Source organism: Paenibacillus sp. FSL R5-0810, assembly GCF_038002285.1.
Lineage (GTDB): Bacteria > Bacillota > Bacilli > Paenibacillales > Paenibacillaceae > Paenibacillus_AQ > Paenibacillus_AQ lactis.
Map to the genome: position 1 here is coordinate 1,812,109 of NZ_JBBOCF010000001.1, position 11,280 is coordinate 1,823,388.

General features: G+C 46.3%; 7 protein-coding genes and 2 pseudogenes. 2 read left to right on the top strand and 7 right to left on the bottom strand.

Annotated elements, in window-relative coordinates:
• Nucleotides 1–228: 228 nt before the first annotated feature.
• On the bottom strand, nucleotides 229–888 hold the full coding sequence (locus tag MKX76_RS08235; protein ID WP_341033439.1) for an AlkZ-related protein: 660 nt from the start codon (nucleotides 886–888) through the stop codon (nucleotides 229–231).
• A 408-nt stretch (nucleotides 889–1,296) separates the two neighbouring features.
• On the opposite strand from MKX76_RS08235, the pseudogene MKX76_RS29745 reads away from it, so the two are divergent.
• Nucleotides 1,297–1,386: pseudogene (locus tag MKX76_RS29745) on the top strand (FAD-dependent monooxygenase); the annotation flags it as partial.
• Nucleotides 1,387–1,718: 332 nt separating this feature from the next.
• Here the strand turns inward: MKX76_RS29745 and tnpA are convergent.
• A complete protein-coding gene (tnpA, locus tag MKX76_RS08245) occupies nucleotides 1,719–2,192 on the bottom strand; it encodes an IS200/IS605 family transposase (RefSeq protein WP_007127619.1) in 474 nt (157 codons plus the stop codon).
• 536 nt (nucleotides 2,193–2,728) lie between these two features.
• Nucleotides 2,729–2,848: pseudogene (locus MKX76_RS08250) on the bottom strand (MerR family DNA-binding transcriptional regulator); the annotation flags it as partial.
• A 199-nt stretch (nucleotides 2,849–3,047) separates the two neighbouring features.
• Here MKX76_RS08250 and MKX76_RS08255 point away from each other — a divergent pair.
• A complete protein-coding gene (locus MKX76_RS08255; RefSeq protein WP_445669838.1) occupies nucleotides 3,048–3,767 on the top strand; it encodes an NAD(P)-dependent oxidoreductase in 720 nt (239 codons plus the stop codon).
• A 506-nt stretch (nucleotides 3,768–4,273) separates the two neighbouring features.
• On the opposite strand, the gene MKX76_RS08260 is transcribed toward MKX76_RS08255, so the two are convergent.
• From MKX76_RS08260 to MKX76_RS08275, 4 genes are all read right to left on the bottom strand, one after another.
• Nucleotides 4,274–4,984 carry a lipase family protein gene (locus tag MKX76_RS08260; RefSeq protein ID WP_341033441.1) on the bottom strand — a complete coding sequence of 237 codons (711 nt, stop codon included), beginning with the start codon at nucleotides 4,982–4,984 and terminating at the stop codon, nucleotides 4,274–4,276.
• A gap of 135 nt (nucleotides 4,985–5,119) precedes the next feature.
• Entirely contained in the window at nucleotides 5,120–6,262 is a 1,143-nt protein-coding gene (locus tag MKX76_RS08265) for a nitric oxide synthase oxygenase (protein WP_051425038.1), read from the bottom strand.
• A 222-nt stretch (nucleotides 6,263–6,484) separates the two neighbouring features.
• Nucleotides 6,485–7,984: a malate:quinone oxidoreductase gene (locus MKX76_RS08270; RefSeq protein ID WP_028404302.1), complete on the bottom strand. Its 1,500-nt coding sequence runs from the start codon at nucleotides 7,982–7,984 to the stop codon at nucleotides 6,485–6,487.
• A 344-nt stretch (nucleotides 7,985–8,328) separates the two neighbouring features.
• On the bottom strand, nucleotides 8,329–11,256 hold the full coding sequence (locus MKX76_RS08275; protein ID WP_210095498.1) for an insulinase family protein: 2,928 nt from the start codon (nucleotides 11,254–11,256) through the stop codon (nucleotides 8,329–8,331).
• Nucleotides 11,257–11,280 lie beyond the last annotated feature (24 nt).

Genomic DNA, 11,280 nt, shown 5'->3' on the forward strand with positions numbered 1-11,280 from the left:
CCGCAGAAAGGTGCTCCTTTCGAACTAGTTATCCGTTTTAACTGTTCAGCTTTTGCTGTGGGACAAGAACATGGCCTCATAGAAAGTCGCTAATTTAGTTGCTAGGGATTTTTTTCTTTCCCTAGCTTTTTTCAGGAGAATCTTCATTATGGGGCACGAAGGGGGCTATCCATGCATCATAGGATATTTTCTTTGAAAGTCGCTAAATTTAGCGGCTTTGTTGTTTGTTCAGAGAGCTAGTTTCTTTGCGAAGAATCTAAAAGACTTCTCAGAGCAAATTTCGGATAATTCCGATTTCAACCGAATCCTCGCATCATCGACGAGTACATCGTCACTTCCTGCCTGAATCGAGCTCAACCATAATTCCGAAGGTTGGTAGCACATACTGTTCCAGCCTGAATCATCTTCATTTTGTTTTGCTGCTCCAGTAATAACGACATCACCATAATTCTGTAGTTCAACCAGTGATCTTTCATATTCTTTTTTGTTTTCTTTTTTATCCAAACCGGTCAATTTCCGCAAATTTCGCGAATCGGTATTTCCATGCTCGCACAAGACTTTATAGATATGATACGCTGTTCTTGATATCAGACCGTCATTATAACGTACTTCAATGGTTTTGCCGGATGATAGGAGGGACCTGACTATGGGAAAAAAATCGGTTTGAATGAAGCAGGCCTTATCACTAAAAAACTTTCCATATGCAGCAACACCGTCTTGGACAATCCGAATACGCCATAACCACGGATCCGTGCCGGATCCTGAATGCCAGTCGTTATGATCCGCCGCAGCTGTCAACGATGGATAATCTGGGATAAACGCTGCGAACGGAAGAATCTTATATTTTTCTACTAATTGGACAAATTCTTCATAACTTATCGTACTCATTCAATATACCCCCTACCCCATCGGAATTTCATGATACAACTCGATCAAGTTTCCTGCTGGATCTCTGAAATTTAAGCTTCTAATCCCATATTGCCTTGAAACCGGCTCCGATGTAAAGTTAACCTTTCCCTTCAATTTAGCAAGCGAGTGTGAGTTAGTTCCATGCAAATGGCCTCCAGACTATTTTGGAATAATTCGGTAATGAATCCCTATAAATATAACATTAACTGGGGTCAGGTGCTAATACATGTTCTAACACTCACATATCACCTCCTAGTACTTTATTTAAGTGTTAAGAAAATAGGTGGCTGGCACTTCAAGTGATTCATGTTTCCTATTCACTTCATTACTTAACTAAAGTTAACGAGAATCTAAAATTTGTATAGTCGATGAGGTGAGGTGGCTAACATGGGACATTACGATGTCGCCATCATCGGCGGCGGACTTACCGGATTAACCGCATCGATTTATTTGGCAAGAAGAGGCCTATTGGTCATTGATAACGTGTATTGCTTTAATGAATATGATCTTGAATCGGTCCCGATTGCCGATTAGATACACAATTCTAATTAAAATTCTGCACTTTATACACAGGTGCGTTTAAATGTGAGTAAAGTACACTTACCAAGCATCAACTGATGCAAAACTGCATTGATAAAAAGGAGTAAGTAATAAAACAGGCAAGGCAAATCAGAACCACCCGTCAAACGGGTGGTTTGCTCTTGGGGTATAACCCCTTGTTGCCAAACTGCGCCTAAAGACGCTAGCCTGACAATAAAATTGTTCAGGCTCAGTGTAATTTGTCACTTTCACTTACCAGTTAAACTGGTTTACTTCTTCTTGTTACTGTTTTTGCTGAATGGGTCTTCATACTCTTTCACACTCAGTTTATCAATTGCTTGGTCATGTGCTTCTTGCTCACGGATATATTTTGCCACGGTGGCTTCATTCAAGCCCACTGTGCTGACGTAGTATCCCTCCGCCCAGAATTTTCGATTACCATATTTATACTTCAAGCTAGCATGCTTCTCGAATATCATGAGTGAGCTTTTCCCCTTCAGGTATCCCATAAATGATGATACTGAGATTTTTGGGGGAATTGCTACCAACATATGTACATGATCGGGCATCATGTGACCTTCGATTATCTCCACTCCCTTGTATTTACATAATCGTTTGAATATTTCGATTAAGTCTTTCCTCACTTGATTATAAATCTCTTTCCGTCTATACTTCGGGGTGAACACAATGTGGTACTTGCACATCCACTTCGTGTGAGCTAAACTATAGCTCTTGTTTGCCATCTAAGACCATTCCTTTCATTATTGAGCCTGAACATCTCAATTTTATCGGAATGGTCTTGTTGGTCAAACCTCGATCCCTCCACCCGCATAGCGGGTGGTTTTTTGTTTCGCACGCTTCGCGAGCTCAACTGGCTAAAGCCGCAATAAAAAACCGTGCACATGTGCACGGCTCTTTATTGTACTATTAAAGTAGCATCAAACCCTTACACAACAGGCTCATTCTGCTTTTTGAAATACTGCTCAATTACCAATTCAAGCACGGGCCCAGGCTCTGCACGCTGTAACCCGGCCTGTTCACCAAATTCCATGCGATAGGGCTGGTGAGTGCTGGCCGGAATCCAATAGGGCAGAGGTTTGCCGGTGGAATCCGGACCATTCGGGTCACCTGTCGCGATGAAATGGGACAGATAGTTACACATCTGGCGCGCCAGATCATAATGCTTACCTGTAAATGGCCGCCAGCATTTGGCGAGTGTTTCGAAGAAAAACCATAGATCGACAGAATGGAAGGTGCCTGGCTGATCCCAGCCTGGAATCTCGCTAAAATCGCGGTAGTCATTCTCGAGTCTTTCGGACATGAGCAATCCTTTTTCTTCATAATGTCGTATTGCGCGCGTGCTGACATTTGTCAAGCGTGACAATTCGCCTATCTTCATTTCATTCAATCCTCCCGCACTAGAGTTATTCCCATTATATTCCGGGGGGCAAGGAAAATAAAGCGTCAATATCAAGGAGGAAAAACAGAATACTCTTCTAATAATAACCCAGTCAAGAAAAACGAATTAATTCCCATTTCCGTCATAGGGCTCGGGAATATGGGTCAAGCATTGGCGGCCGCTTATCTAGCGGCTGACCGTGACTGTCTGGAATCGATCTGCGCAAAAAGCCGAGCGTCTTATGGGCAACGGTGCAGTTCGAGCTGAAACAGCAGCAGAGGCCGTTAAGGCAAGCGGTGTAATTGTGGTCTGTTTGTCGACATATGAAGTTGTCAAAAGCACACTTATACCGCTCGAGACGGAGCTCGCTGGTCGCCTCATCACCAACTTGACCACCGGGACTCCGGACGAAGCGCGCCGCATGGAGGAATGGGCATTTGGAAAAAACATCGATTATTTGGATGGGGCATTTATGGCGGTTCCCCCGTTGATCGGTAGTCCAGATGCACTTATCCTTTATGGCGGTAGAAAGGAACTCTTTGATGCGTATCAGCCGATCCTTGAAGTGATGGGGGGAAACGCAACCTATCTTAACGATGATACGGGTGTGGTACTCTTGTATGATCTGGCAATGCTCACGATGTTGTACGGCGCTTGGTACAGCTATTTTCATGCCCATGCTTTGCTGCGTACGGCCAATATTTCTGCGGAAAACTTCTTGCCTTATGCAAGCAATTGGCTGCAGCACGTGATTGTACCTGCATTGACAAGTAAGGACTCCGCCCGCATCTTGGATGAAGGGTTTTATATGACGGATGTGTCCAACATGGCGGTCAATAAGATAGGACTGGATAACATCGTCAAGAGCAGCCGGGAGTTGGGTGTGCCAGCCGACTGGTTGCTCCCCATACACCTCTAATTTAATAAACGGCTTGCATCATTTTAAATTTATTGCTAATTGCTATACTACAAAATAATTTTAGGGACGGAGGGTTGTTCTTGTATGAGTATATATAGATTTCGAATTTCGTTTGGTACTTTGGCACACGAACTAAATAGTGTACAAAAGCTCTGGCTGCGTGCGGAGCAAAAAACGGAATCGGTCTGCCCATATAGGATACCCGCTTAATAAAGCGATTGAAGAGGGGACGGAACGTTGCCTCTTTTTTGTGCTTTTCTTAAACAATTGTTAATAGTATGGCTAGTGCTTTTTCTTAGTATAGAGAAGCTATCTCTATTTCGAAAGCTGGCATCTTCGGAGCGGCGATAAAAGGACGATTCCGGATTCTTAAACATATGTACAAAATACGAGTTTTGTGAAACAGATGTCAGTTTAAAAACCTGAGCGTTTTTTAGTCATTTCACAGTCAATCCATCAGCCATGACTCATCCATGTTCATTCTTACTTTCATACCTCTTTCTTACTCAATCATCCGGACATAATTCATAAATCTTGGCAATCAGTTCCTCGGAGTTCGTTCGAAACGTTTCATTAGCGTCGGCCCAAGACGACTTTAAGAAATATGATGCGTGAAACCGCCAGCCTTGATGATCCGGATTAAAGTCCATTTGAATTTCGCGTCCAGGCTTACCGTTATATATTCTGGATCCTGGTTTGCGCCAGCTGCCGATTTGCGTGATTCTGTCTCGATTTTGGCCTGTTATATATGTAAAGTTCTCATTATATGGAATGTTCTTCAAATAAAATTTCGGGCAGCCCACAGCAAACACTCGAATCTGCTGATCTCCGTAGTGTTCTTGCAACTCAAGCCCAGTCCGGTATGCGATCACGCCGCCGGCGCTGTGACCGATCAGAATCAACCGTTCCACATCGGCTGCATGCGCCCGTATGATGTGTGATGCTTCCTTAACTCGGCGCGATTGATCACGAACCAAGTCATAGCCTGCTTGACTCAATTGACGGGTCAACAGACGGATTAAAGCCGAACCTTGCTTGCCGTTGGCCAAACCATAGGGGAAAATCATCACAATTTTAGCATGACGAAATCTTTTCGCAATCTCATTGGCTGCGTCTTCAAAGTTATTCCGATATGTCAGGATACCGGCAAAAAAACACACCAGGGTGCGACACTTCTCCGTGCATGTGCTGCTTGGCGATATGTAAGCCTCTGTCATGATTTCCCCCTACTTAATTTATCGACTCATTATGTGAAATTTATAACAATCCTTACTTATAAACGTTTAAACGCTGCCGATTGCCGGTACGCTATGCAACTGTCCCTTAATCTAGAGTTTATCACGCCATATTTACTAAAGCATTGTTTCATTCGAGCTTGAATCCGAATCTCTATAGAAAAAATTAGGCGTCACGATCCGATTGTCATATGAACGATGAAAGATATGTGTCGTGGCGGGCGACAGCGGCGGAATAAGCCACGTCCAGTCCCCTGTTACCGGACAGCCTCTCTTATCCTCATTTGACTCGAAGCGTTTAAATTGCTTGGCAGCTGTATGATGATCTACAATCGTAACCCCATTCTTCTTATAAGAGTACAAAACAGCCACATTCAATTCAACAAGCGCACGATCGCGCCATAGCGTAGATTCATGCGTTGCAGGCAGCCCCATGATCTCGGATAGTGCCGGCAGCAGGTTATACCTCTGCTCATCCGCCAAGTTGCGAGCGCCAATCTCCGTTCCCATGTACCAACCGTTGAAAGGAGCCGCCGTATAAGAAATACCACCAATTTCAAGCCGCATGTCGGACACAATCGGCACTCCGTACCACCGAATGCCGAGCTCCTGCAACTGCGGGTATTCCGGGTGTTCAATCGGCACCTCGAGCACAAGCTCCTTGGGGATATCAAACCAACGGGGTTCCTTTCCTTGTGCGCTTATCACCAGCGGCAACACATCGAATGGCGTTTTCTTTCCCTCCCAGCCGAGCGAATGACATAACGATGTCAACGCAAGCGAATCCGGGTCCCCAACCATCCCATCATCCGTCTCATAGCCAGCATATCGTATAAGCTGACGATTCCATATTCGCGCATCGGATTTATGCTTCAGAGGATCTGCCGGTCTAAAAACGGTTATTGCAGGACGGATTTGGCCGCCATTCGTAGCGTATGCTATATGCTTGAACAAAGCATCCGCCATCTCCTCATCGGTAGTGACATGACGGGCATCAAACACGGTAAGTCCTTCCCAAAACAAGCGGCCAATGCAGCGATTGCTGTTTCTCCAAGCCATGCGGCAGCCATGGGTTAACTCCTCATAGGTATGCTCGTATGTACCCGACTCCATGATTTGCGTTTGTACTTCAGCCAGGCGTTGATTCAATTCAGCTTCCGGTTTATGTAATTCAGTGTAACATGCTTGTATAAAATGGGCGGCCTCAAGCTTAAGCCGTTCCAGACCCAATCCGTGTTCTTGTACCTGTACCAAAATCATCTTGCTCCTCTCATCGCTCCTCAAGCCTTCAGGAATATACTACCTTGAAGTCCAGCCAACGATCAAACCCATCCGCCTATTGTTCGGATTTTGCTCACATCTAGTCATCTCATCAAGCACAATACAAAAAAAGAACCTCAATCCAAAGACGGATTAAGGTTCTTCTGTGAACCGATCATCAATGAAAATTGAGAGATCGATCTCATCAATATAATTAAAGAATTAACTATGGACGAGTTCTTTTTCGCTTAGACCAAGCGTCTTCGCAGTGGAGTGATGAATTTCTTGCAGCAGCTCAGGCTGATCCACGAGGGATACACCGTAAGAAGGAATCATTTCTTTAATCTTCGGCTCCCACTCCTTCATATGCTGAGGGAAGCACTTCTGCAGCACTTCCAGCATAACGTGAACGGCCGTGGAAGCACCTGGCGAAGCGCCGAGCAATGCAGCGATCGAGCCGTCAGAAGCGCTAATGACTTCCGTACCGAATTGGAGCGTGCCTTTGCCGGCGTCCGTATCCTTGATAACCTGTACCCGCTGACCTGCTACGACAATTTCCCAATCCTCGCTCTTGGCGTTCGGGATGAACTCCCGCAACTCCTCCATTCGTTTTTCATTGGATAGCAGCACTTGCTGGATCAGGTATTTCGTCAGCGCCATCTCTTTAACGCCGGCTGCCAGCATTGTGAGCAGATTGTTCGGTTTAACGGAACGGATCAGGTCAAGATTGGAGCCCGTCTTCAGGAACTTCGGCGAGAAGCCGGCAAAAGGTCCAAACAGCAGGGTTTTCTTATTGTCGATGTATCTTGTATCCAGATGCGGAACCGACATTGGAGGAGCGCCAACCTTGGCTTTCCCATATACCTTGGCATGATGCTGCGCGACAACCTCCGGATTGTTGCATACCATGAATAGGCCGCTTACCGGGAAACCGCCGATATGCTTGGATTCGGGAATGCCCGTCTTCTGCAGTAAAGGCAGACTGCCTCCGCCTCCGCCGATGAAGACAAATTTCGCCGTATGCTCCTCTACTGAACCGGTGTCGATATTACGAACTTTAAGTTTCCAAGAACCGTCGCTGGTTCGTTTAATATCCTTCACCATATGCTTGTAGTGAACCTCAACGTTGTGACTCTTCAAATGGTCGAACAGCATGCGCGTTAAAGCGCCAAAGTTAACGTCCGTTCCGGAATCAATTTTGGTGGCCGCCATCGGTTCGCTGGAAGTCCGTCCTTCCATGATCAGCGGAATCCATTCCTTCAGTTTCTTCGGATCTTCGGAGTATTCCATTCCTTGAAACAATGGATTGTTTGACAGCGCTTCAAAACGTTTCTTTAAAAAGCTAACATTGCTCTCCCCTTGCACCAAACTCATATGAGGAATAGGCATAATAAAGTCCTGCGGATTGCGGATCAGATTGCTGCTAACCAGATAAGACCAGAACTGACGTGAAAGCTGAAACTGCTCATTAATTTTAATCGCTTTGCTGATATCTATAGATCCATCAGGTTTTTCGGATGTATAGTTAAGCTCGCACAACGCAGCATGTCCCGTGCCTGCATTATTCCATTCGTTGGAGCTCTCTTCCCCTGGACTTGCCAGTTTCTCAAATACGCTGATTTCCCACTCCGGCGCCAGCTCTTTCAGTAATGCTCCCAATGTCGCGCTCATGATTCCGGCACCAATTAAGATGACGTCTGTTTTTTTCTGAATGCTGCTCATGATATCCTTCCTTATCCACTATATTTGCAAAAAAAGAGTAGGCGCCGCCGCTTATAAAATCTAAGCAAAACGTCACCTCAACAAAGAACCAGTTCCGATGTAATGATCACCATATCATTCTAGTCTATTATAAATATTTATAGATTAAAATATCTACTACTATCTGATAATTATAAACGATTTCATGCTAGGGACAAGAACTTATCACATAAAATCACAAAAGCCGCCGATTTTTGGCGACTTTTGATCGATATATATGATCGATAGACATCTCAACCTGTGGTTGATCGACGGCATGTGATAAGGTGTAGAGCGTTTAGACCCGCAAAGCATTGCCCCCCTAATTACTTCTCAAACAAAGGAAGAACTTGGTGGAAAAGCTGCCTCTGGGCTTCTACGCTGTCTTCATTCCCAACCGTGCACTTACTCCCCAGTTCGAGAACCGATTCAACAAGCGGAGCAAGACCCGCAACGTCTTCCGCCGTTGTATTCAGCACCTCGTCCCTTTCTCTCTGCAAATCATCATCATCAAACTCGGAAAGATACGAGGCCAGCGCGTTCGCAGAAGCAGCTGCCGGGCTGTTCGCAGGCTCTAGTTCCCGGATCGCACCGATGATATAACGTGTCATCTCCTGGTCACTCGCCTTAAAGCTGCGTAAATAATCGGGGATTTGCGCATAAACCTCATATGTTCGAGCAAGGTTCGGATCCCGGTAGGATACCATATAGCTGTTACCGTCCCGCTGGAATCCGGTCATGCAGCCATAAGCTCCGCCCTTTACCCGGATCTGGTTCCATAAATAATCATAGGATAGAATCATTTTCAGTACGCGCAAAGATCCGGAATATTGATATCCCTTATCGATAAAGTTGCCTGTCTGGGCTGCATATTGGACCTCGGACGATGTCTTGAAGCCTTCATTGCGAAACTCCGGCGTGAAAATCACCGTATCCCGCTGCACCGGGTGATGAAACAGCTTCCCTTTAAACGCAGCCGCCAGGGGCTTTACCCTTGCTATGCCTTCTTGCTCTGCCGTATAGCTTACCAGCAGATTTTCAGGTCTGAAGATACAGCCGGCCAGCTCCTTCAACCGATGAATAAGCCCCTCCTTCTCCTCGTCAAAATGGCTCTCCAAATGCTCCAGCAGCCGGTAGTGCGAAATCCCGCCCACCCTATCGCGGAAACTGTACACGGCGGAATGATAGGACAACGCCCGCTCCCTTGCCGCCAAATGACCCGATGAAATCAGCTTCCGCTGTTCGCTGGATTTGAGCTGTGCGATCAACTCATACAGCCGTTTGGTATCGTCGAATTTCGAGGACAGGATCATTTCCTGGATCAATTCGAACGCGGAGCTCAGCTGACTGTACAGCACCTTCGCTTGAAATTCAAATACGGCTTTATAGCCATTAACCTGCTTTGTACTGCCGTATGCGTCGATGCTCGTGTGGATCCCGCCTGTATGAATATTAATCCGATTGGCCAGTTGATGGTAGCTGAAGCGCTCTGTGTCGACGGATCCGATTACCCCCTCCAATACGCCGGCATAGGCAAGTAATTCCTGTGGAACGTTCGACAGATCAAAGCATAACCGCAAATAACCGATTCCGTTTGTGAACAGTGGGTGATATAAGATCGTGGTATCGTCCAATCGATCAAGCTCCAGGCCGAGCTTTGGCGATTTCGGATCCAAATCCTCCCGCGAAAGCAAGGGGATCGTTGCCGACTGCTCCTTCGTCGAAGGTTCATTCTGGTATGCCTTAAGAGCCTTGGTGCGATCGACGAGCTGCTGCAGCTCATCCGGGTTCAACTGATCCCGGTAAGTTTGAAGACGAGCTCTGAGCTTCTGCTCTTTTTTGATGCTCAGCCCGCTTTCCGGAACGACAGAGACAATGGATGCATGCGTATTTCGGATCAAATACCGCTCAATCAGCCCCTCGAAATACCGTTTATCCATGTTTTCTCTGAGCCGGTTAAAGATATGATGATTTTCCAAATGTACAAATGGAGCGTTATCATCATAAAGCCAGCTCCCGAGCGCTTGCAGCGCATAACTTAAGCCCTTCGGGTAACGGCCGAAATCGGCTTCGCGGTATTGAAATTCGTATAGGCTGATGCCGGCAAGCAGTGAATCCCTGTCGATACCATTGCTTACCAGGTCATTCAATACATTCGTAATCGTATCGACGAATTGATCCCGATCCCTCTGATTGCTCCCCTTCGCAACGATGCTGAAGAACGGCTGATAGACTCGGCTCTGATAGGTTCCATACACTTCCTTCGCAATCCCTTGGTCCAGGATGGATTGTCGAAGCGGGGCGCCTTGCGATCCCAGCAGCGCATAATGCAATATTTGAAAAGCGATCGTCAGCTCAGGATCCAGGCTCGTTCCAATCACCGCATTATACGTCAAATAAGAGCGATTCTCCTCCGATTCTCCGCTTCCGATCGGGTACGTCCTCACGGCTTCTGCCCGTTGATGAAACGGAGCTTGAAGCGCGATGTCCGAAGCTGCGTCAGCACGGTCATAATGAGCAAGATACGCCTCGTCAAGCCACTTTAGCTTTCCCTCCATATCCATGTTTCCATATAAATAAATGTAGCTGTTGGAAGGATGGTAATATTTCGAGTGATACGCCAGCAGCTCCTGGTATTGCAGGTTAGGAATATCGTCCGGATGTCCGCCGGATTCATAGGAGTAGATCGTATCCGGAAACAGCGTGTTCAACACGGACCGGTATACGACCCGTTCAGGCGCGGAAAAGGCGCCCTTCATTTCGTTGTACACGACACCGTTATATTTAAGCTCCGCATCCACCGCTTCCAGATTGTAATTCCAGCCCTCCTGAAGAAATATTTCTTCTTGATGGTGAATATTGGGATGAAGAACCGCATCCATGTAAACATCCATCAGGTTCTGGAAGTCTTGATCATTTCGGCTCGCTACCGGATAAATCGTTTTATCCGCGAAGGTCATCGCATTCAGAAAGGTGTTCAAGGAGCCCTTAGCCAGTTCTACAAAAGAATCCTTGGCAGGAAACTTGCGTGACCCGCAAAGAACGGCATGCTCCAAAATATGCGTTAGCCCCGTATTGTCAACCGGCGGCGTCCGAAATCCGATCGTAAATACTTTATTCTCATCGTCATTCGAGAGCAGAATGATTCTGGCCCCGCTGCGCTTGTGCTCAAGCAAGGCTCCATCCGACTGGATATCCTTCAGTCTTCGATGCTGCAATACTTGATATGACGTTAATGAATCCAGTGTCTTCATAATCGTAACCTCCATGACCGTCTC

Excerpts from the sequence above, each read along its gene's own strand:
- MKX76_RS08235 (WP_341033439.1), bottom strand. The coding sequence starts at position 888 with ATGAGTACGATAAGTTATGAAGAATTTGTCCAATTAGTAGAAAAATAT.
- tnpA (WP_007127619.1), bottom strand. The coding sequence starts at position 2,192 with ATGGCAAACAAGAGCTATAGTTTAGCTCACACGAAGTGGATGTGCAAG.
- MKX76_RS08260 (WP_341033441.1), bottom strand. The coding sequence starts at position 4,984 with ATGACAGAGGCTTACATATCGCCAAGCAGCACATGCACGGAGAAGTGT.
- MKX76_RS08265 (WP_051425038.1), bottom strand. The coding sequence starts at position 6,262 with ATGATTTTGGTACAGGTACAAGAACACGGATTGGGTCTGGAACGGCTT.
- MKX76_RS08270 (WP_028404302.1), bottom strand. The coding sequence starts at position 7,984 with ATGAGCAGCATTCAGAAAAAAACAGACGTCATCTTAATTGGTGCCGGA.
- MKX76_RS08275 (WP_210095498.1), bottom strand. The coding sequence starts at position 11,256 with ATGAAGACACTGGATTCATTAACGTCATATCAAGTATTGCAGCATCGA.